A 22,641-nucleotide genomic window follows, 5' to 3' on the forward strand; every position below is an offset into this window, starting at 1 on the left:
CTGTGCTATTCTTCCTTAATCCCTTGAAATGGAGTTGCGAACATGGCCGACTGGAATCCTTCTCTCTACCTGCAATACAGCGCGGAACGCACACGTCCTGCCGCCGAGCTTCTGGCGCGTGTTCCTTTGGATACGGTGTCCACCGTCGTTGATTTGGGGTGTGGTCCGGGCAACAGTACCGCATTGCTGAAGCAGCGCTGGCCATCGGCACACATAACAGGGGTGGATAACTCTCCCGCCATGCTGGAAGAAGCGCGCAGCGCGCTGCCTGAATGCCACTTTGTAGAGGCAGACATTCGCCAGTTCACACCACACCAGCCGCTCGATGTGATTTACGCCAACGCCTCTTTGCAGTGGATCCCGGACCATTACGATCTGCTGCCGCACCTGGTTTCGCTGCTTCGTCTGAATGGCGTGCTGGCGATTCAAATGCCCGACAACTGGCTTGAACCTACGCATGTTTCAATGCGCGAAGTGGCTTACGAACAAGGCTATCCCGACCGTGGCCGTGAGCCGCTGCCCGGCGTGCATGCCTACTATGATATTTTGACGGAGGCTGGATGCGAGGTGGATATCTGGCGGACAACCTATTTCCACAAGATGAGCTCGCACCAGGCCATTATTGACTGGGTCAGCGCCACGGGATTGCGTCCGTGGCTGCAGGATCTCAACGAAAGCGAGCGAAAAGCCTACCTGAAGCGCTATCAGGCGTTGCTGGAAGAGCAGTATCCGCTTCAGGAGAACGGGCAGATACTGCTGGCGTTTCCACGGCTTTTCATCGTCGCTCAGCGTCAACCCTGAGGTGGCGTTCAGGAGCGGGCTTCTTTCAGAAGCTGTTGAATGACCTGCTCCTGTTTGTCGTAGTTACCCTCGCCGAATGAGGTATAGCGTAGCTGTCCTTTGGCATCAAAGAAGTAATGCGCGGGCCAGTACTGGTTTCCAAATCTGTTCCAGATTTGATACTGATTATCCGCCACCACCCGGTACGGGAGCTGCCATTTATTGACCGCATTTTTTACGGACGAAAGCGGTTTTTCCCATGGATATTCTGGCGTGTGAACGCCAATCACCACGAGACCCTGAGACTGGTATTTGTTGGCCCAGTCCCGGACGTGGGGAAGCGTATGCTGGCAGTTAATGCAGTCCCAGGTCCAGAAATCGATCAGAACCACCTTCCCTCGTAGTGACTCAGACGTGACAGGGTCACCATTTAGCCATCCCGTGCCGCCGCTCAATGACGGTAATTCACTGCTCGGCGCGCTGTCCACCACCGGCTGCAATTTCACGGTTGAGGTCGACGGTTTTGCCAGGTTTAACAGTGAGTTTTCGAGCCGATCGGCGATGCCATTTGCCCCTTTTAAGGCCGACGTCATCCCCGTGACGTTGAATGCCACCGCGGCCAACATCACTGCACCTGCCGCCTGACGCAGTTGTCCCATGAGCGCCGATTTCGCCCTTAACGGCTGAATCAACTTACGGCCTCCGGCAACAAGCAATCCCAGCATCAGCGCGCATCCGCTTCCGTAGGCGATGAGCAGCGTGCCGGTGGTAAGAGGCGAGTGACCCGCGATATTGATGCTGAAGATCGCGCCAAGAATAGGGCCCGCGCAGGGAGACCAGAGCAGGCCGACCGCAAGCCCGGCCAGAAATGCGGCAGACACCCCACGAGTTTGTCCGCTTCGGGTATTCAGCGCATTGCCGACATGGACTGCGGGTGTGGCAATACGCTGAGCAATCTGCGGAAAAATCAGCGCAAGGGCTGCGGTGGCCAAAATCATGAGTGCAATCCAGCGCCCTACCAGGGTGGCTTGCACGATCCACTCGCTGGCAGCCGTGACGGCCAGGGCCACCAGGGTGAATATCACAACCATGCCCGCGAGAAGCGCCGCGACGTGTCGCCGCTGCCCCTGAAAGCCAGCAAACAGCAGCGGAATAACGGGGAGCGTACAGGGGCTCAGCAGGCTAATCATCCCGCCTAAAAAAGCGATAATCAGAAACATAACGACCTCACATAACAGATTGGCTGCGTAGCTGCAGTGAGGTTATTTCAACGTACCGATGTGTTCAGGTGATGTGCAAATCTGCGCGATTTGTCTGCCACCGTATCCGTACGGAACGCAGATACAAAGCCGTACAATCAACGGCGCGGCAGCGCGACGGAAACCTCCAGTCCCCCTTCAGTGCGATTCGCCAGGTGAAGTTTCCCGTCCAGCTGCGCGGTAAGCTGCGCCGCGATGGCAAGGCCAAGCCCGGTTCCTCCCGTATCGCGGTTACGGGACGTTTCAATACGATAAAAAGGCTGTAATACCGCATCAAGTTCGGCATCAGGAATTCCCGGCCCGCCGTCTTTGATATGGATAACAACCTGTTCTGCCTGAGGCTCAATTTCAATCTCGGCGTAATCACCGAATTTAAGCGCATTGTCCAACAAATTGGTCATTACCCGCCGCAGCGCCTGGGGGCGAGTGACGATAGGTAGCCTTTCGTCGCTTGCCTGAAACTGCACGTTCTTACCGACATCCTGATAATCACTGGCAAGGGTGTTTATCCAGGCGTTTAACTCCATCTTCACCGTGGCTTCTTCCAGAATTTCTGATGAGCGGGCATAGGCAATACCCTCCCGAACCAAACGCGACATGCTGTCAAGGTCGTTAAGCAGCTTGTCACGCAGTTCAGGTTGTTCGGCCATTTCAACGCGCAGCTTCATACGGGTTATCGGGGTCTGCAAATCGTGTGAAATGGACGCCAGGATCTGCCCGCGCTCGCGAAGGTAAGCCTGAATGCGGGACTGCATGGCGTTAAAGGCATGCGCGGCGCGCTGCACCTCGATCGGCCCCTGCTCGCACATGGCGGCATGTGACGACGGGTCAAGGGAGTCAACCGCGCGAGTAAACTGCGAGAATGGCCGCACCACCTGACGCACGGCAACCCACGAACAGGTGGCCAAAAGCAGCAGTTGTAAGATCAGCACCACGGGTAGCCAGCTGGCGACCGGCGGCATGCGGGGGATGAGATCAATCGTAAGCGGCGCACCATCGCTTAAGGTGATATGCGCCTGAATGTGCGACACCGGCCCGGTAACAGCCGTAAAATTAAGGGGGTAGTCTGAAGAAAGCGTCTCTTTGAGGGTGCGCACAGCATCTTGCGACCGCTTGTCCTGCGGGGCCGTACCCGGTTCGCCCGGCCCAAGAATATAGCGGTAATTTCCCCGGTCAAGCCGCGCCAGCCAGTCCGGACGTTCATTCGCCGGAAGACGGTCAAGAATGGCGACACTGGTAGCAACATCATATTCCAGGTTACCCAACATCACCGTGCGGGCGCTGCGCATGCGCTCCACCATAACCAGCGTCAGGCTGAGCGCGTTAGCCAGTAGCAGCCCAAGCAGCACAATAATCAGCAGCCGGGTCAGCAGCGAGCGCGGCCAGAGTGTCATTCATTAACCTCTTTAATGGTCACCGGCATGGTGAAAACGTAGCCTTCACTACGAACGGTTTTAATGTAGGCCGGCGTTCGCGCATCTTCATTCAGACGCTGGCGGACGCGGCTCACCAACAGATCGATCGAACGTTCAAACAGTTCGGCATCTCGCCCCTGAGTCAGGTTGAGCAGCTGGTCGCGCGTCAGAACGCGTTGTGGATGGTCAAGGAATACGCGCAGCAGGCGATATTCCGCACCGCTGAGCGCCACGATCGTGCCTTCCGGGTCGATAAGATGACGAGCAACGGTGTCGAGCTGCCAGTCGCCAAACTCAACCAACCGCCCTGCTTCGGTGACCTGCAAATTGGGCGGCATCGTGCGAAAACGACGCATGATGGCTTTGATGCGGGCCAGAAGCTCGCGGGCAACAAAGGGTTTAACCACGTAATCGTCGGCGCCCATCTCCAGCCCCAGGATCCGGTCCGTCTCCTCGTTGCGGGCCGTCAGCATCAGTATCGGCAGATCTTTATGCTTGCTGCTGCGCAGCTGTCGACACAGCGTCAGACCGTCTTCGCCCGGCATCATCACATCCAGCACAACCAGGTCGACGTGCTGTTTATTAAGCGCCGCATGCATCTCCTTCCCGTTAGCCGCGCCGGAGGCGTGATAGCCGGATTTGATGAGATAAGCGACAATCAGTTCACGAATATCCCTGTCGTCATCGACGATAAGGATATGATCAATATGCTCCACCGCAAGCTCCAGAATGAAGGGTAACGGATTGAAAATAGCATATTTTAAAGCGCATCAGCGTCGACGACCGCTTTAACGAAATCCTGCGGATCTTCCTGGGGAGGATTGTGCCCGACGGTGGCACCAAAGGTTCGGTGCTCATATTTTCCGGTAAATTTGCTGGCATAGGCCGCGGGTGCAGGATGCGGCGCGCCGTTATTACCGCCCTCAATGGTGATCGTAGGCACGGTGATGTTTGGCAGCGTAGCCAGCTTCTTCTCGTAGCGGTCGTATTTATGTTCCCCTTTCTCCAGGCCTAAACGCCAGCGGTAGTTGCTGAGCGTTACGGCAACGTGGTCTGGGTTATCAAGCGATTTGGCGCTGGCGTTAAAGGTGGCCTCGCTGAATTTCCAGTCCGGTGATGCCTGGGTCCAGATCAGACGCGCGAAATCATGGGTATTTTTAGCATAGCCTTCCGCGCCGCGTTCGGTTGCGAAGTAGAACTGATACCACCACTGAACCTCGGCTTTCGGCGGCAAGGGCTGTTTGCCTAAGGCCTGGCTACCGATCAGATAACCGCTCACCGAGACCAGCGATTTAACGCGCTCAGGCCATAACGCGGCGACGATATCCGCCGTGCGGGCCCCCCAGTCGTAACCCGCGAAAACGGCCTGCTTAATGTTCAGCGCGTCCATCAGGTTAACAACGTCTTTCGCCATGGCGGAAGGCTGACCGTTACGCGGTGTTTTATCAGAGATAAACCGCGTGGTGCCGTATCCGCGCAGTGAAGGCACGATAACACGATAGCCTTTTGCCGCGAGTGCGGGCGCCACTTCCGCATAGCTATGAATATCGTAAGGCCAGCCGTGTAACAAAATCACCGGCTGGCCGGTTTTCGGTCCGATGTCGACATAGCCGACGTTGAGATCGCCAGCGTTAATCTGCTGAGGGTGATCGAATGCCGAGGCGAAGTCGTTGCCTGTGGCTTCTGCCTGGCAGGACATGATGGTGCCAAGAGAAACGGTCAGTGCAAGAGTCGAGTAAGCGAGTTTGCTAAACATGTTGATATCTCCGGTTGTGTACATTTCACGGGGATATAACACCATGTCACTGTATAGCGGATATGTGCGAAAGCGGGTTTATTGCAAGCCTGTGTATGTATCCGGGACGCTGATACAGTGTGATACAAACACAGGCGATTTGACGTTAAAGGGTTATGCGGTATCGGACGTAATCGTCAGCCTCGCCATATTTATCATAGAGTTTACGCGCCGGGTTGCTCTCCCGGGTGACCCAATACAGTTTTGACCACCCTTCGCGCTGGCCTTCCGCAATCAAGGCATCTATCAGCGCCTTCCCTGCTCCCGCCCCGCGCTCAGCAGCATTCACAAACAGATCTTCCAGGTAGCAGATGGGGGCTGTCGACCAGGTGCCTTCATGCAGAATACACATCGCGAAACCGATTACCTGTCCATCCTTCTCGACGACCCGGCAAAATAGGGGTGAGTTATCTGAGAGCGCCCTTTCCCACGTCGATGCGGTAACAGATTCATCGAGGTAGCAATCATAAAAATGGGTATAGCCATCCCACAGCGGTCGCCACTGGGAATAGTCATCTGCGCGCAACGATCTTACCGTGACAGCCATGTGTTCCTCACATTACAACGTGATTGCCATTTCAAAACAGCGTAAATCAGCACCCGCCATACGCGAGTGATGATGCTTTTCGCCCAGCGTGACAAAACCGAGCTTATGATAAAACGACCGGGCGTTTGGCGTCGAATCGAGCAGCAAGCGCGTAATTCCACGGCTGCGGGCTTCGTTGATCAGTGCCTCGACGATCCGTGTCGCCATTCCTTTACCTGATGCTGAAGGTAAGGTGAATATCGCCTCCAGGCTATGCGTATCAAGATCGAGATAACCCGTCGCCGCGATGTCACCCTTTTCATCTTCCACCACATAAAAAGGGTAATCTATGACCATTTTTCGATAGTGTTCGGGCATAAGGTCGGGCGTCCAGCGCGCAATTACATCCGCGTCGTAACTGGTTTTACAGCCGTGACGAATCGCCTGATTGCGAATATCCCAGAGTATTTCGGCTTCCTGCGGTTTAGCCTGTCTTAATTTCATCGCGACCTCTGCAAATGTGAGTAGTATGGGAAAGAGAATTTGCTGGGATAGAGCGCAGTAAACTTGAAAATACCAGAACGCAAACAAAAGCATAACGCTTAAATATGGAGATCCGCGGATGACGATACCGACGCTTACGACAGAACGCCTGCTGCTGAAACCGCTGGTTGCTGAAGATGCCGTCCAGATTCAAGAGCTGTATCCGCGCTGGGAAATCGTACGCTATATGGTTTCTTCGATGCCCTGGCCCTACCCGGAAAACGGTGCGGAAAGCTATGTTAACAACGTGGCGCTGCCGGATATGGAAAAAGGGATTGCCTGGTTCTGGAGTATCCGGCGTCGTGAAGCGCCTGATCGACTCATGGGAATTATCTGCCTCTACGATGTCGAGGATAACAACCGCGGGTTCTGGCTGGCGCCGGAGTTTCAGGGGAAAGGGTTTATGCGCGAGGCCAGCATTGCCGCGACGGATTATTGGTTTAACACGCTCAACAAACCCGTTCTACGCGCCCCGAAGGCTGCCGCCAATAGCCGCTCCCGACGTATTTCAGACAGCAGCGGCATGCGGTTAATCAGAACGGAAAAGAAAGCCTACGTCAGCGGAATGCTGGATTCCAAGTTATGGGAGATCACCCGTGACGAGTGGAATGCCCGTCAGGTCAGCTGATAGTGTTTATCCGGGAACAACCTTTCCGGAATGTTCTCTTCATCGTTCATCTGCAGCAGATCGCGTTCCATCATGTTGCAGATGGCGTCCAGCGGCAGATCGTTATCTTCGGTGCCAAACGGATCTTCGAGCTCTTCCGCCAGCGTATCCAGCGAGATAAAGGTATAGGAAATCAACGCGGAGACGAACGGCGTCATGTAGTGCAGATCCACAACCAGTGCAAACGGCAGCATGATGCAGAACAGATACACCGTGCGATGCAAAATCAGGGTGTACGCAAACGGCACCGGTGTTGTCGCAATGCGCTCGCAGCCGGACAGGACAATCGACATATCGTTCAGACGGTTATTCAGACTGTGGAACAGGATATCTGACAGCTGCCCGTTACGACGCCGTACGGCAAGCCACTCCCCCATGATCAGCAAAATACGGTTCGCCGGAGAGTTGGCGTCCATCACTTTACGTAAATCCTCTGCCGCCAGATAAGGTGAAAGCTGTTCTGCGTTTGTTTCCCGGCGCAGCGTCATGCGTAAACAGTTGGCAAAGGCAATTTGCAGGCGCACAAACTCACCCAGATGTTTATCGTCGGGTAAGGTGTTTTTTACCTCGCGAAACAGCGAACGCGCCGCTATCATCAGTTGCCCCCAGAGCTGGCGGGCCTCAACGTAGCGCGAATAACAGGCGTTGTTTCTGAAACCGAGAAAGATCGCGATCGCCACGCCAAGAATGCTAAACGGTGCGACGGTAAATTTGATGCCAAGCGAGGTATACCACGGCAGCATCAGGATGACGGCGATGGAAAGCAGGAAGTTGAGCAACAAGCGGGTGTAGATTTTCGGCAGAACCGAACCGTGCCAGACAAAAATCAGTTGTAGCCAGTGCTGTTTAGGACGAACAATCATAGTCAGTGTCAGAAAGGAAAAGAGCGAGGCTATTAAACGTGATCCCCCTCACGGTTGCAAGCATGTTAATGGAACATTGCATTTTCTTCACTGGCAAGCGTAAGCCGCACGGAGTTGAAGTGATTTTTTAAAAATGGAGTAAATAGTATGTTGTAACTATTAAAGATCGTAAAAAATACCCGACCGAAGCCGGGTAACCGTTTAGCAAAGTGGTTTTACCGCTTCACGTATCCCCTGATGCAAAATGGTATCAAGATCTAACGTAACCTGTTCTACTAATCCCTTCACCTGCGTCAAATCCTGCTCCCAGTGATTGCTTTCACTCAGCACCGCTTCCACCAGTGAACGGGTATCGATCTGCTTATCGTGGTGCTGTGCCCAGAGTTGCTGATAGCGGGTCAACCAGTGCGCATCATCTTGTACCGGATAGCGTTCGCCATGACGTTCACCCCGGTAAAACGCAATCAACGCGGCCAGCGCAAACGTCAGACGCGCGGGTAATTGACCCGTCGCCTGCTGCCCCGCCAGCAGCTGCGGCAGGATACGCGTGCGGTATTTAGTCATCCCGTTCAGCGCAATCGACAGCAGTTGGTGCTTGATATAAGGGTTACGGAAACGCCCGGTCACCGCACCGGCGAACGACGCCAGCTCTTCGCGCGGCAAATCCAACACAGGAATAATTTCCTCATAAATCGCTTTTTCGATGAACGCACAAATCTCTGCATCGTTCATCGCTTCACCAACCGTATCCAGACCGGCCTGGAAGGCCACCGGCACCAGCGCGGTGTGCGCCCCGTTCAGGATAGCCACTTTGCGCTCTTTGTACGGCTTAATGTCATCAACGATGAGCACGTTCAGCGGGAATTTATCCAGACGCAGCTCGGCGGCAAGTGATTTTGGTCCCTGAATCACAAACAGATAGAAATGTTCAGCGGTATCGATAAATCCATCGTGATAGCCCAGCTGAGATTCCAGCGATGCCACTTCGTCACGCGGGTAACCGGTAACGATACGGTCAACCAGCGTAGAGCAGAAGCTATTGGCGTCATTTAGCCACTGGATAAACGCCTGCGGCAACGCCCACGCCTGCGCATAGCGCAGCACCAGTTCGCGCAGTGCTTCGCCGTTGTAGTCGATAAGCTCGCACGGAATGATAATCCAGCCTTTGTCCGCTGCGCCGTTAAAGTGGCTAAAGCGTTCAAACAGCAGTCGCGTCAGTTTCGCCGGATAGCTTACCGCCGGGGCATCGTCGAATTTGTCAGCAGCGTGATAGCTGATACCGGCTTCCGTGGTGTTCGAGAAGACAAAACGCATATCGGGGTTGTGGGCCAGCTTCAAAAACTCATCATATTGACCGTAGACGCTGATTTCACGGTTAACGGAGCGGATAAGACGCGCATCGCTTACCGCCTCGCCCTTCTCATTCAGACCCCGAATGATGGTGGTATACAAACCGTCCTGGGTGCTGAGCGACGGCGGGAAATCGCTCTGGATCGGACGTACAATCACCACGCCGGCATTTAGATCGGTATGCTCATTTAACAGGTCGATTTGCCAGTCAACGAACGCACGCAGGAAATTACCTTCGCCAAACTGAATGATACGTTCAGGGTAGAGAGCACCGGGGAAATCACGTCGGTTGAGTGTGTTCACATTGGGGTCCTTTTCGATTAGTCATACAGCCCGATATAATTGGTGTAATAACTTACCAAACCTTTCAGACCAGAACCCCTGTTTGGATCAACTCAGCAGGCAATTGTGAAAAATAATCACAAGAATTTATAGAAAACGGATGTCGCCGTCATCGCACCATCGGGCATCAACGCGTAGCACGGGATCTCCCCGACCTTTTTCCACCCGGCACGCTGGTAAAACGTCTCCGCGCCGCTACCGGTGGAGGTATCCAGGACCAGTACCGACAGCCCTTTTTCGCGCGCAATCACTTCAAGGGTCTCCATCAGCGCCATTGCCGCCCCTTTACGGCGGGCCTTTTCGTGAACCAGCAGTTTTGCGACATCCGCACGGTGCGGCTGATTTTCCGGCTGATCGGTGATGAGCTGTACCGTTCCAATAATGCCGTCCTGCTCATCAACGCACGCCAGTACGGTACGCTCATGACGGCCAACGCTTTCAGCAATCCCGCGCCAGAACGTGCGCGCTTTGTCGTGACCAAAAGGCAGCATAAAGCTGACGGATGCGCCGCCGTTAACACAGTTTTCGAGGATATCGGCCAGCGCATCGATGTGGGACAGAATGTCGTCCCGGGAGAGGGTTTTAATATGCAGTGGAGAGTTCATGTTTTGTCCTTTTAATGAATCTCTCCAGATTGCTATTAACATTTCCGTAACGCAATAACCTAATACATAGGATTTCGTTATCTCTCAGTATGCCTCTGCTGTTTCATGGAATACATTTTCCGATCGGCATTTTTAAGCCACTGCTGAATATCGTTGCTGTTATGGTCGAACTCACTCAAGCCCCAGGAGAAATGCAGCGACCAGGGGTGCAGTTGACGCGCGTTATAGCTCTCGACCTGTTCGATCAAATACTGCATGGCGATCCAGGCGCCCTGCTCATCCGTATCGGCAAACAGCACCGCGAATTCGTCCCCCCCAAAGCGAACCAGCAGATCGGCCTCGCGGAAAGAGGACTTCATGAGGGAAGCCATCGCTTGCAATGCCTTGTCGCCCTCCTCGTGGCCATAACGATCGTTGATCTCTTTAAAACGATCGAGATCCAGCCATCCCAGGGTTAGCGGCTCCGCCCGACGTCTGGCGACAGAGAGGGTGAAACGAACAAACTGGTTAAAGCCGCGACGATTGTATAAACCGGTGAGTTCGTCGGTGGTTGCCGCGCTGACTGCGGCAAATTCATCTTCTGCCAGCGCGCCCAGGTCCCCTAATACGGCGAGATCCGCCGCGGAAAATTCACGTGGCGCAAAATCGATTAGGCACAGAGACCCAACGCTCGCCCCGTCACGCAAACGCAGCGGAAAACCCGCGTAGAAGCGAACCCTTGGGTCGCCTGCCACCAGCGGATTATCGGCAAAACGGTCATCCTGAAGCATATCACTCACCACCAGCGGCGCTTCGCTGAGGATCGTGTGACCGCAAAAAGAGATATTGCGCGGAACGGTGTCAGGTGCCTGTCCGTCGGCGGATTTCACAATAAGTGAATGTTCATCAATGAGATTGACCATCGCCAGCGGCACCTGGAAAAAACGCTTAGCCAGACGCGTCAGCCGGTCAAATGCCACGGAATTGTCGATCTCAAGAAGGCCAGACTCGCGCAGCGAGTTCAGGCGTTCTGTTTCATTAGCGGGGGTTACAGGTGCTTTCATAACGTCTCCTGACGCTTTGCGTTATTAAAAGCGTAGCTTAAACAGAGACATTGTCAGTGTGCGAATATTCTGTTCTTGCCTTCACGCTTGGCATGGTAAAGGGCACTATCGGCGGCCTGCAGCCAGTCGGCCACGCTGCTTGTGTCTCGCGTTGCGCAGGCGATACCGATACTGAGGGTGCAATGCATGGCCTCTTGCGCCACATCCTTCATTACTGCCGCCGCGTCCATAATGCGGGTAGCCACAATCTGGGCCTCATCCACGCTGGTATCCGGGAGCAAAATGACAAATTCGTCGCCTCCCAGACGCGCTGGGGTATCTGAAGGGCGCGTGGCCAGATGCAGGATCTTCGATACCGTCGCCAGCATCGCGTCGCCCACCTTGTGGCCAAAGCGGTCATTTACCTCTTTAAAGTTGTCGATATCAATAAACATCAAAGTAGATTCACGGCACGTCTGACGAAGTTTATTCAGTTCATTATCGATGCGTTTTTCCAGCAGACGACGGTTGGCGATATCCAGCAGCGGATCCATCATCGCGATCCGTTCCAGCTCGCGGCTTTTTATCCGTAAGCGCTGCGCAATACTGTCGGTCAGCATGCTCATGGCCAGCAGATAAATGGCGATCAGCGGTAAGGTTGCAAACATGGTCCGCTGGGAAACAACCCCGTCTACCGACATCCCCTGCGTCAGCCAGGTCACCAGGAATACGCCCAGCATCATAGCGGCAGCCTTTTTCAGCAGCGTAAAACCGCCTGCAGAAAGCCTGTCTGAAAGCAGGATGGTCGCAATCACGACCGACGTAAGCGGATTAACCGCCATCATCGCAATCCAAAAGCCCCCTGCGCCTGCATCCAGCACCAGGTGCTGATGCTCGGTCGCCAGGGGCGTCGGTGAACGACGCGCCCGCAGCCAGGCCACCGTTGGCCAAATAAAGGCATTCGCCCCTAGCAGGATCATCAGCCAGACCGAGCGATGGTGTTCAATCAATACGGACAGAATAGGAATAAAACAGAGAAATGTGCCGAGTAAACGCATGAGATACATACGTTTGACAAACCGACGACCGGGTAAGCGAGGCTTGGGACTAAGTTTGTCAGTGGCATTCATACTAAGATTTTTCCGATATGTTTCTTGCGGTATCTTATTGAGCTTAAAAATACCTAGCAAGCAATTTATCTCTTAATCATATGTATCAAGGCCGCATTCTCTCTGTATTGGTATGCACAACGTCTACGTCATGCATTCATTTGTATGACCAGCCAGTGGTGGATCACGGTGACGATGTAGTGCTGCTGCTGCGCCGTAAGCTCGACATCCTGCGGGATGCTGTGCCATTTTGCCAGGCAGCCACGACAGCACGTGGCGGTGGCGTGCTGAGCAATAAACACCGGATGCCCACGCATCGGCGTTTGCTTACCGTCATTCGCGGGATGGGCCGGGGCAAGGCGCTGAGCAACAAAATCCGCCGCATGACGATCGATGGTTTCAGCCCCTTTTTCCCAACAGTATTGCCGCTCTTTTGGCCCCAGACGGAAGCGTGACCGAAACATTGAACGCGACAGGCGCGCAAATAACGGATCCAGGTTCGACATCAGTAAACCGAGCGCCCCAGCCGTTGGGTCAGTCTTTCCAGTACCGCCACACCTGCCAGTGAATTTCCCGTTTCATCGAGTTCAGGACTCCAGACGGCAATGGCCATCTCGTGGGGAACGATGGCCACGACCCCGCCGCCCACGCCGGATTTCGCCGGTAAGCCGACACGCCACGCGAATTCACCGGCATTCTGGTACATCCCGCTGGTTGCCATCAGGGCATTTACCTGACGGGCCTGCATCGGCGACACCACCTCCTGATCGAGATGCGGTGCATACCCCTGGTGCGCGAGGAACAGGAACGTTTGCGCCAGTTCAACACAGTTCATTTCAAGCGCACAGTAGTGGAAGTAGTTTTGCAGAACGGTCGCCACGTCGTTGTGGAAATTGCCAAAGGATTTCATCAGCCAGGCTATCGCCGCATTGCGCGCGGAGTGTTCAAACTCAGAGCGCGCAACCACCGGATTGTAGGCAATGCTCTGCACGCCAGAAAGCTGGCGCACGATTTCGAGCATTCGCTGGCGAGGCGCGCTGAGGCGGCTTTGCAGCATATCGCACACTACCAGCGCCCCGGCATTGATAAAAGGATTACGCGGTTTACCCTGTTCCATTTCAAGCTGCAACAGCGAGTTGAACGGCTGGCCGGAGGGATCTTTACCTACGCGTTGCCAGAGCTCATCTTCCTCATACTGACGCATTGCCGCCACCAGGCTCAGCACCTTTGAGATGGACTGAATCGAGAATCGCTCGGTCGCGTCACCGGCCTGGAAACGCTGTCCGTCTACCGTGCATATGGCAATACCCAGCTTATTACCGCTGACCGAGGCCAGCGCCGGAATATAGTCGGCAACCTTCCCCTTTCCGATTAACGGACGGACCTGCGCCAGAATATCGTCCAGCATCTCATTATGGATAACCGCAGCCACACTTTGCTCCTTGCCCTCAGGCTAAAACGGGCTGCGAGTATAACAGAGGCTGATATATTGCGTCAGGCAGGAAGGCGAAAACGCGAGACGGCTTCCAGCAAATTATCGGACTCCTGATGCAAACGCGCTGAGGCATCCGACGCGTCAGACACCAGCGCATCCGTCTGCCGCGATACCTGATTCAGGGCGTGGAGCTGGCGAGTCATCTGATGAATACGCTCTCCCTGGCTCAGCGTGGCAACGGAGATGTCATTCAGCAGGCTGCTTAAATTCGCCACCAGTCCGGTAACCTGCTGCAGGTTATCCTCCAGCCGGTTAACCGCTTTTGATCCATCATGAATGCCCTGCAAAGAGTGATTGATCAGTTCCTGAATGGTCTGCGTAGAGTGACTGCTTTTGCGGGCCAGCAGCCCCACCTCACGCGCGACCACGGCAAAACCGCGCCCCTGATTGCCCGCATGTGCCGCTTCAATGGCCGCGTTCAGGGCAAGAATATTGGTCTGGAACGCCACGCTGTCGATCATTGCTACGATCCCGCGCATCTCAGAGGATCGGTCAACGATCGCCTGCATGGAGGCATTCACCGTAGACATCATCTGGTCGCCGCCTGCCGCAGCCTGACGCGCCTCATCCGCGCGGGCGCTGGCAAGTTTCGCATAACCGGTATTGCCTTCAACATGCGTTTCCAGCGCGGCGATATTCGCCGTGACATCCTCAAGCTCTTTCGCCTGACGTACCGACTGCTGATACAGCTTCTGGTTCCCCTGCGCCAGGGAGCTAATGTTCTCGACCATCGAGGTTGTGGCGTGGCTGACCTGAGATACCAGCTGATGTAGTCCATGCTGCAGGGTATGAACACTGCCGCTGAGCTGACCCATCTCCCGGTTGAAGCAGGCTACACCTGGCGGTGTACCGGACAGATCGCCCGCCGAAAGCCGGTTGATATGCGCAATCAACCGGCGCAGCGGCGTAATGACCCACTTCGCCATCCCGAACCAGACCAGAATGGCAATCGCCAGCAGGACGACGGGCGCAAACAGGAATAGCCTTTGCAGACCTGAAAGCTGCGCCACCAGCGTCTGCCGTCCTTGCAGGGCCTGTTTCTCGCTCAGCTGCTGGTAACGCGCATAGTTATCGTTGAAGTCGGTTTGAAACGCCTGAGCGGGAACAGCAAAAAAGGCATCAATCGAGTTCGTTTTAATCAGCCCTTCCGCCTGCTCTTTAATGGCAGCGTAGAATAGCTGATAGCTGTTTACCAGCGCCTCGTCTTTCGCCGGATGGAGCGCCAGCCACGCCGCCCATGCCTGATGAGAGTCGTCCAGCGCCTTTTGCGCTTCGTCCATCAGACTGTGCCAGCTCCCTTCCGAACCGGTCTCTTTATCCTGCATAAACCAGACGCCGGAGCGGTTAAGCAAATCGCTTGCGGCCAGCAGAGAAACGCGCGCCTGATCCAGCTTGCCCTGCTGCTGATATGCCAGCTGGTTATGCTGTTCGTTGCGCTGGGCTTCTTTCAGAGAGGCGGTGAGCAGCAGCGTAGAGGAGAGCTGCAGTGCGGAGAAGAGGCCAATAATACAAAAAATGCCGGCCAGCAGACCAAATTGACGGGGGATGACGCGCTGCGCAATACGGCGAAAAATTTGCGTTAGGTTCATAATTTTCTTCTGTAACAATACGTTAGACGCGAGCGAGTCTACGAAACGAAAATGACAGAACCATTGCAGATAAATGACAACGGCCCTCGTAATAAGGGCCGAAAACACAGATGGGCGATAAATTACACGCGATCCTTCCAGACCGTCTGCACGTTACAGAACTCGTGCAGGCCGAAATGTGAAAGCTCACGACCGAAGCCGCTCTTCTTCACGCCGCCAAAAGCCACCCGGGCATCGCTTGCGCTGAAGCCATTGATAAACACCCCGCCGCACTCCAGCTCGCGAGAAAATGACTCCGCCAGCACGTCGTTTGCGGTAAAGACCGTGGCGGACAGACCGAAATCACTGTCGTTAGCCAGCGCTAAAGCATGCTCCGCATCCCTGGCGATCGTAATCGCCGCCACCGGGCCAAACAGCTCCTGGCGGAACGCGGTCATGTTCGGGGTGACGTTGCCGAGTACGGTTGGCGCGTAGTAGTTTCCCTCGCCAGCCAGTTTCTCTCCGCCCAGCAGCAGGGTCGCCCCTTCTGCCAGGGTGGCCTGCACCTGCTGATCCAGTTCATCACGCAGATCGAAGCGCGCCATCGGGCCAAGATAGTTCTCTTCCGTCTCCGGCGAGCCCATCTTCAGCGCCGCAACCGCGTCGACAAAGCGTTGGGTAAAGGCATCAGCCACCCCCTGTTCCACGATAAAACGCTTCGCCGCCGCGCAAACCTGTCCGGTATTTTGATAACGCCCCGCCACTGCGGCTTTCACCGCCAGATCCAGATCGGCATCGTTCAGGACGATAAAGGGGTCGGAACCGCCCAGCTCCAGCACGCATTTTTTGAGCGCCGCGCCCGCCTGAGCGCCAATCGCCGCCCCGGCACGCACGCTGCCGGTGACGGTAATCGCAGCAATACGGCGGTCGTTAATGGCCTGGCTGACGCCGTCGTTGGTGGCGTTTACCCAGCCAAACACGCCCTGAGGAAAACCGGCATCGGCAAAAATCTGCGCAATCAGATCCGCGGAGCCGAGCACGTTCGGGGCGTGCTTCAGCAGGTAGCTGTTCCCCGCCAGCAGAATGGGAACCGCGCCGCGCAGCACCTGCCAGAGCGGGAAGTTCCACGGCATTACCGCCAGAATCGGTCCCAGCGGACGATACTCGATGACCGCGTTGTGATCCTCGACCAGCGTGGGTTCAGCATTCAGCATTGCCGGGCCATGTTCGGAATACCAGTCGCACAGGCTGGCAGATTTAGCCACCTCGCCGCGCGCCTGCAGAATGGGTTTGCCCATTTCGTGGGACATCATCCGCGCCATCTCTTCACCCCGGTTACGCAAAGCCGCGCCCAGATCGCGCAGCTTCTGCGCGCGATGGGAAACGCTTTCGCGACGCCACTGGCGAAAGCCCGTATCGGCCTGGGAAATAGCGCGTTCTACATCGTCGGCTGTCGCCCAGGGATACGTGGCCAGGGTTTCGCCCGTCGCCGGGTTAACAGAGCGTGCATAAATAGCAGATGAAAGGGTCATGATGTTCTCCTCGCAATAACAGTTGATTCATTGTGGCCCACTCTGCTATTTCTTAAAAATGAATAATACTGACCACCTTATTCACGAATCGAGAACGATATGGACTTAACTCAGCTTGAAATGTTTAACGCCGTCGCGCTAACCGGCAGCATCACCCAGGCGGCGCAGAAGGTGCATCGCGTGCCGTCGAACCTGACCACCCGCATCCGCCAGCTTGAAGCGGATCTCGGCGTGGAGCTGTTTATCCGCGAGAACCAGCGTTTGCGCTTATCGCCAGCCGGGCATAATTTTCTGCGCTACAGTAGGCAGATCCTGGCGCTGGTTGACGAGGCACGGATGGTGGTGGCCGGGGACGAACCGCAGGGGCTGTTTGCCCTCGGCGCGCTGGAGAGCACCGCCGCCGTGCGCATCCCGGAGAGTCTGGCGCAGTTTAACCAGCGCTATCCGCGCATTCAGTTTGCACTGTCCACCGGGCCATCCGGGACGATGATTGATGGGGTACTGGAAGGTACCCTGAGCGCCGCATTTGTTGACGGGCCGCTATCCCATCCGGAGCTGGAAGGGATGCCGGTTTATCGGGAAGAGATGATGCTGGTGACGCCCGCCGGGCATGCTGAAGTCTCAAAAGCCACCCAGGTCAGCGGCAGCGATGTTTACGCTTTTCGCGCGAACTGCTCCTATCGCCGACATCTGGAAAGCTGGTTTCACGCCGACAGAGCTACGCCGGGGCGTATTCATGAGATGGAGTCGTATCACGGCATGCTCGCCTGCGTGATTGCCGGGGCCGGCATCGCATTAATGCCCCGATCCATGCTGGAGAGCATGCCGGGGCACCATCAGGTTGCAGCGTGGCCGCTGGTGGAAAACTGGCGCTGGCTCACCACCTGGCTGGTGTGGCGACGCGGGGCAATGACCCGTCAGCTTGAAGCCTTTATAGCGCTGCTAAACGAACGTCAACCACCAGCGCCTTCTCCATAAACAGGCTCAGCGGGTCTTCGACGTACGGGGCAAACGCCGGACGCAATTCGTATCCGCACTGCTGGTACAGACGGATAGCGGCATGCTGTTTGATCCCCGTCTCGAGCCGGACGGTATGGCATTCCCGGCTCAGGGCTTCATCCTCAAGGGCGGCCAGCAGCTTTTCCCCAAGATGTTGTCCCCGATGCGTCGGGTCGATATACACCCGCTTCATCTCTCCCGTGCCGTCACCGCTCAGCACCACGGCGCCACACCCTACGGCATTGAGCTGCTGGTCGCGAATAATCATTAAAATCAGCGACGCGTCCGGAAGATTAGCCAAATCGAGCAGGTGGTTGCTTTCGGCGGGGTAAAGTTCGCTCTGATAGCGGTCAAGGGCCGCGATCAGATTAAGGATGTCGGGATGACGGGCAGACTCAGAGGTGATGGAATACATGGCAGGCTCCTTGCTATTTTTCTTTTAACATAGCGCAGACCTGCCAGGGGGCTACATAGTATTAACTTATGTCATGACGCCAGCGTCAGTTGGACATCAAGCGCCCTCAGCTCGGCCTGTGTCGTCTCATCCAGCCTGCTGTCCGTGACGATATCCGTCAGAGTATGCAGATGTGCCACATTAAACAGCGACCAGGAGCCGTACTTTGAACTGTCTGCCAGCAGTACGCGGCGCTTAGCGTTGGCGATCAAATCGCGTTTTAATGCCGCCTTCTCTTCCGTTGGCGAGGTGATCCCTCGGGTTATATCCCAGCCGTTACAGCTGACGAAAGCCACGTCCGGCCATACGTTTTGCAGTAAGCGACGCCCGTGTTCACCGATGCACGACTGGCTCGAATCGTCGATACGGCCACCAATAATCGTCACTTCGATTTGCCTGAATTCCGAGAGAAACAGCGCAATATGCAGATCGCTGGTAATGACGCGCAGCGGCAGGTGCGTCAGTTGACGCGCGAGTTCAATCATCGTGGTGCCCGCATCCAGCACGACGGCATCTCCCGCCTTAACAAAGCTGGCCGCCACACTGGCGATAGCATGTTTCTCCGCCAGACTCCTCTGCATTTTTTCGTGCGTCGTGGGCTGGGAAGGAATAAACCGGTTAAGGGTAACGCCGCCGTGGGTACGGCTAATGACGCCCTCCTGGTCGAGCTTAATCAGATCGCGGCGGATGGTCGCCGGTGAGGCATCCGTGATTGCCACCAGCTGATCCACCGTCACCAGATTATGCCCTTTCAGGTAATCCATTATCTGCTCTAACCGGTTATATCCCTTCATATCATTCCCGTGTAATTTGCATAGCCAACTGGATAGACACCGTCATGCTCTCAGACTTCGCTTTGCCGCTCCACGCAATATCGAACGCGGTGCCGTGGTCTGCAGAGGTACGGATAAACGGCAACCCGGCGGTGATATTCACCCCGTCATAGAAGCCGAGTAATTTTAACGGAATATGCCCCTGATCGTGATACATCGCAACGACCATGTCATACATTCCTTCGTGGCATTGCATAAATACCGTATCCGGCGGACAAGGTCCGGTGACGTTTAGCCCCTGCGCTTTCATCGCCTCGACGGCGGGGCCGACAATCTTGATCTCTTCATCACCAAACAGGCCGTTCTCACCCGCATGCGGGTTCACACCTGCAACTGCAATGCGCGGATGATCGATCCCCACACGTTTCAGGAAGGTATCGGCAATACCGATCACGGTTTTTACCCGATCCTGACTGAGCGTATCAAGGAATTTGCGCAGCGCGATGTGGGTGGTGATGTGAATCACCTTGAGTTGATCGGTATACAACACCATGGCGTAATCTCTGCTGTCGGTCAGATGTGCCAGCAGTTCCGTGTGGCCCGGATAGTGATGTCCGGCCAGATGCAGAGCCTCTTTATTGAGTGGCGCCGTTGCAATTGCCTTTACCTCACCCGCCATCGCCAGTTCGGTGGCTCGCTTCACGCAGCGATAAGCCAGATCCCCGGCCTGAGCCTGAACAACCCCCGGCGTTAACCCATCAGGATCCGCCAGCGGTTCGTCCAGCACGTTAATCACACCGGGCGCGAACTGCGCATCGCTGACGTTCTCAATCACACGCATATCCGCTTGCGCGGTGATCCCTTGCTTAAGCACCCGCTGTAGCGTACGGGCGCAGCCTACCACGACAACAGGTGAACCCGATAACTCGCCGTCAGTAAGGGATTTGATAATAATTTCCGGGCCAATACCCGCCGGGTCACCCATGGTTACAGCAATAATATTAGTCACTCATTCTCTCCTCGATAAAATGCAAAACCTCACGCAGCGTCTCTTCCTTTCCGAAGCCCCCTGCTTTGGTCATCACCGGCCGATGCCAGGCACAACCCAAAAATCTGCCGTAAGGTACGCACTGTGCAATGCGTCCCGTAATCTCAAAACCTTGTGCCTCAAGCGCGCAGGCAACGGCCATCGCCACATCGCCACCTGAAACGTACAGCGCATCCGGTGCCTGCTTTTCCAGCACTTCGCGGGTCAGCATTCCCAGATAAGTACAAATCTTTTCACCCAGCGCCGCGCGGGTCATTCGATGTTGGCTGCAAATATCCTCAACGCGATGTCGGGACTCCCGATCCGAACAGGTCTGCACAATGCAGTGATGACCCGCCTGAAGCGCCTGAATGATTCGGATGAATGCGTCTGCCGTTGTGCCGTTAAGCATGTCGTTAACATCAATGAATACCCGCGACACGCCAGGTGCGTTAAGCGCAAACGCAATCTGACGCTGCGCGATTTCACTCATCGAGCCAACGACAGCCAGCAGCTGTTTGCGCCGGACCGGCGCAAGATGGCGTGCCAGCGCATCGCACAACCCGGCCGATCCCACCAACAGCGGCGTCTGCTCGCAGGTCAGCGCGGCGGCAATAACGGCATCCAGCTCCCCCTCCGTCTCTGCATCCACAATCAGCACGCCATCCCCTTGCGCCAGCGCGGTTTCCAGGTCGTGTACGGTCACGGATTTGCCCGCCAGTCCGAAGAAGAGATCAACAATGTCAGCAGAAGGCACCGGCGTTTTCGGGTCGCTGGCAAATTCGGTTTCATTTACCGGGATGCCGTCCACCAGACACTGGCCGTGCCGCGTAATGCGCCCGGCCGCGGGATACGCTGGCGCAATGACGATCTGCCGTTTACCGCTCAGTGCCTGAAGGGCAGCGGTTTCAGCGCCCACGTTCCCGCGCAGCGTGGAATCAACCTTTTTAATCAGCCACCGCGCGTTCACGACATCCGCCCCGAGCCGCGCAATTTTTTCAGCCGCCTCTGATGCCCCCAGCGCCCGTGATTCGGTATTGATAACCAGCGCATCAGTGGGTTCAGTAGAAACTGTCTGGAACGCCACGCAGACCTTTTTCCCGCGAAGCGCCAGGCTGACGCCCGCATCGTTTGCGCCGGTAAAGTCATCTGCGACGACCACCACCTCTCTGTACAGATCGTTTGTTTTCATCCCCACTCCGGGTCCGTTCATCCTGTTAATGATTATATTCAATCATGATTGATTATATGTGAGCAAGATCAAGTTAATCAGTTTGCGAATAAATTATAAATTTAGCCACACGATGACCATGACTGATCTGATTTGAGCGAAATCAATCATGACCACCAGGACAGGAGAAGAATGTGGTAACCATCAACAGCACAATTATCAGCGGCGCTGGCGCTATTCCCGCCATCAGACCGCTGCTTAACGGTAAAGCACACATTTTGCTGGTCACAGACGGCAATATTTCACGTCTGGAGGCAGCAAAGCAGATCCGGACCCTTCTTGAAGAGGACAATCGCAGCATCACGATTATTGATAACGTGCCGCCGGAACCTTCGCACCACGATGTCAGCCAGGTGCTCGGCGGGTTAACGTCTTGCAAGTTCGATTTGATCGTGGGGATCGGGGGCGGCAGCGTGCTGGACGTCGCAAAGTTACTCTCCGTACTGTGTCATCCTCAGTCCCCGGGGCTGGATACCCTGCTGGCCGGGACAAAACCCGCAGCGCGGATTTCCTCCTTGCTGATCCCCGCTACGGCCGGTACTGGCTCCGAAGCCACGCCAAACGCAATTCTGGCGATACCGGAACAGAATACGAAAGTGGGGATCATCTCCCCCGTGCTGCTGCCGGATTACGTTGCGCTCCTGCCTGAACTCACTACCAGCATGCCCGCACACATCGCCTCGTCGACGAGTATTGATGCGCTGTGCCACCTGATTGAGTGTTTCACGTCAACGGTTGCCAACCCGGTCAGCGATAACGCCGCGCTGACGGGACTGTCTAAGCTGCTGAACAACATTGAAACAGCCTGCGCCGAACCGGGTAATCTGCTGGCGAAGCTGGAGATGCTGTGGGCGTCTTACTACGGCGGGGTTGCCATTGCGCATGCAGGCACGCACCTGGTTCACGCCCTTTCCTATCCTCTCGGCGGGAAATATCACCTGCCGCACGGCGTGGCTAACGCCATTCTGCTGGCACCGTGCATACGCGTAGTGCGCCCCCATGCGGTGACAAAGTTTGCTCAGGTCTGGGATCTCGTGCCCGGCGCGGATACTACCCTGTCGGACGAGGACAAATCCCACGCGCTGGTGACGTACTTTGCCGCGCTGGTTCGCCGCCTCAACCTGCCGGATAACCTTGAGACGCTGGGCGTACCGCGAGAAGACATTGCTTCCCTCAGTGAGGCCGCGCTTAACGTTAAACGCTTAATGAATAATGCCCCCTGTCAGCCAGACCGTGACGAGGTGCAGGCAATCTATCGGACACTGTTTCCCCAACATTAATATCGA

23 protein-coding genes are annotated in these 22,641 nt (G+C 55.6%); 4 read left to right on the forward strand and 19 right to left on the reverse strand.

The features are described 5' to 3' along the window. Positions 1–42 precede the first annotated feature (42 nt). The gene (gene tam, locus KK102_RS01455) at positions 43–801 is read left to right on the forward strand and encodes a trans-aconitate 2-methyltransferase (protein ID WP_216356775.1); all 759 of its coding nucleotides are present in this window, start codon (positions 43–45) and stop codon (positions 799–801) included. A gap of 8 nt (positions 802–809) precedes the next feature. Here the strand turns inward: tam and KK102_RS01460 are convergent, their stop codons facing one another. The 6 genes from KK102_RS01460 to KK102_RS01485 all read right to left on the reverse strand — a co-directional run bounded on the left by KK102_RS01460 (position 810) and on the right by KK102_RS01485 (position 6,279). Further along, positions 810–2,000, reverse strand: coding sequence for a cytochrome c biogenesis protein/redoxin (locus KK102_RS01460; RefSeq protein WP_216356776.1), 1,191 nt, complete (start codon positions 1,998–2,000; stop codon positions 810–812). A 137-nt stretch (positions 2,001–2,137) separates the two neighbouring features. Next, complete coding sequence (locus tag KK102_RS01465) at positions 2,138–3,433, reverse strand: sensor histidine kinase (RefSeq protein ID WP_216356777.1); 1,296 nt, start codon at positions 3,431–3,433, stop codon at positions 2,138–2,140. Further along, positions 3,430–4,170, reverse strand: coding sequence for a response regulator (locus KK102_RS01470; protein ID WP_216356778.1), 741 nt, complete (start codon positions 4,168–4,170; stop codon positions 3,430–3,432). Before KK102_RS01470 ends, KK102_RS01465 begins: the two co-directional genes overlap by 4 nt. Positions 4,171–4,214: 44 nt before the next feature. Then, on the reverse strand, positions 4,215–5,210 hold the full coding sequence (locus KK102_RS01475; protein WP_216356779.1) for an alpha/beta fold hydrolase: 996 nt from the start codon (positions 5,208–5,210) through the stop codon (positions 4,215–4,217). A 145-nt stretch (positions 5,211–5,355) separates the two neighbouring features. Beyond that, complete coding sequence (locus KK102_RS01480; RefSeq protein ID WP_126544681.1) at positions 5,356–5,796, reverse strand: GNAT family N-acetyltransferase; 441 nt, start codon at positions 5,794–5,796, stop codon at positions 5,356–5,358. 12 nt (positions 5,797–5,808) lie between these two features. After that, positions 5,809–6,279, reverse strand: coding sequence for a GNAT family N-acetyltransferase (locus KK102_RS01485; protein ID WP_216356780.1), 471 nt, complete (start codon positions 6,277–6,279; stop codon positions 5,809–5,811). Positions 6,280–6,397: 118 nt separating this feature from the next. Here KK102_RS01485 and KK102_RS01490 point away from each other — a divergent pair, with 118 nt between their 5' ends. Then, complete coding sequence (locus KK102_RS01490; protein ID WP_216356781.1) at positions 6,398–6,946, forward strand: GNAT family N-acetyltransferase; 549 nt, start codon at positions 6,398–6,400, stop codon at positions 6,944–6,946. On the opposite strand, the gene KK102_RS01495 is transcribed toward KK102_RS01490, so the two are convergent. From KK102_RS01495 to sad, 9 genes are all read right to left on the reverse strand, one after another. Then, entirely contained in the window at positions 6,934–7,848 is a 915-nt protein-coding gene (locus tag KK102_RS01495) for a bestrophin family protein (protein WP_010431145.1), read from the reverse strand. The genes KK102_RS01490 and KK102_RS01495 overlap by 13 nt on opposite strands. Positions 7,849–8,049: 201 nt before the next feature. Beyond that, the gene (locus KK102_RS01500) at positions 8,050–9,501 is read right to left on the reverse strand and encodes a tagaturonate reductase (RefSeq protein WP_216356782.1); all 1,452 of its coding nucleotides are present in this window, start codon (positions 9,499–9,501) and stop codon (positions 8,050–8,052) included. A 116-nt stretch (positions 9,502–9,617) separates the two neighbouring features. Next, complete coding sequence (locus tag KK102_RS01505; protein ID WP_216356783.1) at positions 9,618–10,145, reverse strand: GNAT family N-acetyltransferase; 528 nt, start codon at positions 10,143–10,145, stop codon at positions 9,618–9,620. Positions 10,146–10,222: 77 nt separating this feature from the next. Continuing rightward, positions 10,223–11,188 carry a sensor domain-containing diguanylate cyclase gene (locus tag KK102_RS01510; protein ID WP_216356784.1) on the reverse strand — a complete coding sequence of 322 codons (966 nt, stop codon included), beginning with the start codon at positions 11,186–11,188 and terminating at the stop codon, positions 10,223–10,225. Between the two features lie 53 nt (positions 11,189–11,241). After that, positions 11,242–12,234, reverse strand: a complete 993-nt coding sequence (locus tag KK102_RS01515) for a sensor domain-containing diguanylate cyclase (protein WP_216356785.1) — start codon at positions 12,232–12,234, stop codon at positions 11,242–11,244. A gap of 191 nt (positions 12,235–12,425) precedes the next feature. Further along, a complete protein-coding gene (locus KK102_RS01520; protein ID WP_216356786.1) occupies positions 12,426–12,782 on the reverse strand; it encodes a DUF4186 domain-containing protein in 357 nt (118 codons plus the stop codon). After that, entirely contained in the window at positions 12,782–13,708 is a 927-nt protein-coding gene (glsB, locus tag KK102_RS01525) for a glutaminase B (protein WP_216356787.1), read from the reverse strand. Before glsB ends, KK102_RS01520 begins: the two co-directional genes overlap by 1 nt. 62 nt (positions 13,709–13,770) lie before the next feature. Next, on the reverse strand, positions 13,771–15,360 hold the full coding sequence (locus KK102_RS01530; RefSeq protein ID WP_216356788.1) for a methyl-accepting chemotaxis protein: 1,590 nt from the start codon (positions 15,358–15,360) through the stop codon (positions 13,771–13,773). 122 nt (positions 15,361–15,482) lie between these two features. After that, positions 15,483–16,871, reverse strand: a complete 1,389-nt coding sequence (gene sad, locus KK102_RS01535; RefSeq protein ID WP_216356789.1) for a succinate-semialdehyde dehydrogenase — start codon at positions 16,869–16,871, stop codon at positions 15,483–15,485. A 99-nt stretch (positions 16,872–16,970) separates the two neighbouring features. On the opposite strand from sad, the gene ptrR reads away from it, so the two are divergent. Continuing rightward, the gene (ptrR, locus tag KK102_RS01540; protein WP_010431127.1) at positions 16,971–17,849 is read left to right on the forward strand and encodes a putrescine utilization regulator PtrR; all 879 of its coding nucleotides are present in this window, start codon (positions 16,971–16,973) and stop codon (positions 17,847–17,849) included. Here the strand turns inward: ptrR and KK102_RS01545 are convergent. The 4 genes from KK102_RS01545 to dtnK all read right to left on the reverse strand — a co-directional run bounded on the left by KK102_RS01545 (position 17,803) and on the right by dtnK (position 21,316). Further along, complete coding sequence (locus KK102_RS01545; protein WP_126544672.1) at positions 17,803–18,285, reverse strand: GNAT family N-acetyltransferase; 483 nt, start codon at positions 18,283–18,285, stop codon at positions 17,803–17,805. The two genes, ptrR and KK102_RS01545, sit on opposite strands and share 47 nt — an antisense overlap. Before the next feature lie 71 nt (positions 18,286–18,356). Then, complete coding sequence (locus KK102_RS01550) at positions 18,357–19,118, reverse strand: DeoR/GlpR family DNA-binding transcription regulator (protein ID WP_126544671.1); 762 nt, start codon at positions 19,116–19,118, stop codon at positions 18,357–18,359. A gap of 1 nt (position 19,119) precedes the next feature. After that, positions 19,120–20,106 carry a D-threonate 4-phosphate dehydrogenase gene (locus tag KK102_RS01555; RefSeq protein WP_126544670.1) on the reverse strand — a complete coding sequence of 329 codons (987 nt, stop codon included), beginning with the start codon at positions 20,104–20,106 and terminating at the stop codon, positions 19,120–19,122. Next, positions 20,099–21,316, reverse strand: coding sequence for a D-threonate kinase (dtnK, locus tag KK102_RS01560; RefSeq protein ID WP_216356790.1), 1,218 nt, complete (start codon positions 21,314–21,316; stop codon positions 20,099–20,101). Before dtnK ends, KK102_RS01555 begins: the two co-directional genes overlap by 8 nt. Before the next feature lie 173 nt (positions 21,317–21,489). On the opposite strand from dtnK, the gene KK102_RS01565 reads away from it, so the two are divergent. Then, positions 21,490–22,635: an iron-containing alcohol dehydrogenase gene (locus KK102_RS01565; RefSeq protein ID WP_216356791.1), complete on the forward strand. Its 1,146-nt coding sequence runs from the start codon at positions 21,490–21,492 to the stop codon at positions 22,633–22,635. Positions 22,636–22,641: the final 6 nt, after the last annotated feature.

This window comes from Enterobacter quasimori (genome assembly GCF_018597345.1).
In the GTDB taxonomy this organism is placed as follows: Bacteria; Pseudomonadota; Gammaproteobacteria; order Enterobacterales; family Enterobacteriaceae; genus Enterobacter; species Enterobacter mori.

What these genes read in the sequence shown, in the direction of transcription:
- tam (WP_216356775.1), top strand. Translation starts at nt 43, where the DNA reads ATGGCCGACTGGAATCCTTCTCTCTACCTGCAATACAGCGCGGAACGC.
- KK102_RS01460 (WP_216356776.1), bottom strand. Translation starts at nt 2,000, where the DNA reads ATGTTTCTGATTATCGCTTTTTTAGGCGGGATGATTAGCCTGCTGAGC.
- KK102_RS01465 (WP_216356777.1), bottom strand. Translation starts at nt 3,433, where the DNA reads ATGACACTCTGGCCGCGCTCGCTGCTGACCCGGCTGCTGATTATTGTG.
- KK102_RS01475 (WP_216356779.1), bottom strand. Translation starts at nt 5,210, where the DNA reads ATGTTTAGCAAACTCGCTTACTCGACTCTTGCACTGACCGTTTCTCTT.
- KK102_RS01480 (WP_126544681.1), bottom strand. Translation starts at nt 5,796, where the DNA reads ATGGCTGTCACGGTAAGATCGTTGCGCGCAGATGACTATTCCCAGTGG.
- KK102_RS01485 (WP_216356780.1), bottom strand. Translation starts at nt 6,279, where the DNA reads ATGAAATTAAGACAGGCTAAACCGCAGGAAGCCGAAATACTCTGGGAT.
- KK102_RS01490 (WP_216356781.1), top strand. Translation starts at nt 6,398, where the DNA reads ATGACGATACCGACGCTTACGACAGAACGCCTGCTGCTGAAACCGCTG.
- KK102_RS01495 (WP_010431145.1), bottom strand. Translation starts at nt 7,848, where the DNA reads ATGATTGTTCGTCCTAAACAGCACTGGCTACAACTGATTTTTGTCTGG.
- KK102_RS01505 (WP_216356783.1), bottom strand. Translation starts at nt 10,145, where the DNA reads ATGAACTCTCCACTGCATATTAAAACCCTCTCCCGGGACGACATTCTG.
- KK102_RS01510 (WP_216356784.1), bottom strand. Translation starts at nt 11,188, where the DNA reads ATGAAAGCACCTGTAACCCCCGCTAATGAAACAGAACGCCTGAACTCG.
- KK102_RS01515 (WP_216356785.1), bottom strand. Translation starts at nt 12,234, where the DNA reads ATGTATCTCATGCGTTTACTCGGCACATTTCTCTGTTTTATTCCTATT.
- KK102_RS01520 (WP_216356786.1), bottom strand. Translation starts at nt 12,782, where the DNA reads ATGTCGAACCTGGATCCGTTATTTGCGCGCCTGTCGCGTTCAATGTTT.
- KK102_RS01530 (WP_216356788.1), bottom strand. Translation starts at nt 15,360, where the DNA reads ATGAACCTAACGCAAATTTTTCGCCGTATTGCGCAGCGCGTCATCCCC.
- sad (WP_216356789.1), bottom strand. Translation starts at nt 16,871, where the DNA reads ATGACCCTTTCATCTGCTATTTATGCACGCTCTGTTAACCCGGCGACG.
- ptrR (WP_010431127.1), top strand. Translation starts at nt 16,971, where the DNA reads ATGGACTTAACTCAGCTTGAAATGTTTAACGCCGTCGCGCTAACCGGC.
- KK102_RS01545 (WP_126544672.1), bottom strand. Translation starts at nt 18,285, where the DNA reads ATGTATTCCATCACCTCTGAGTCTGCCCGTCATCCCGACATCCTTAAT.
- KK102_RS01550 (WP_126544671.1), bottom strand. Translation starts at nt 19,118, where the DNA reads ATGAAGGGATATAACCGGTTAGAGCAGATAATGGATTACCTGAAAGGG.
- dtnK (WP_216356790.1), bottom strand. Translation starts at nt 21,316, where the DNA reads ATGAAAACAAACGATCTGTACAGAGAGGTGGTGGTCGTCGCAGATGAC.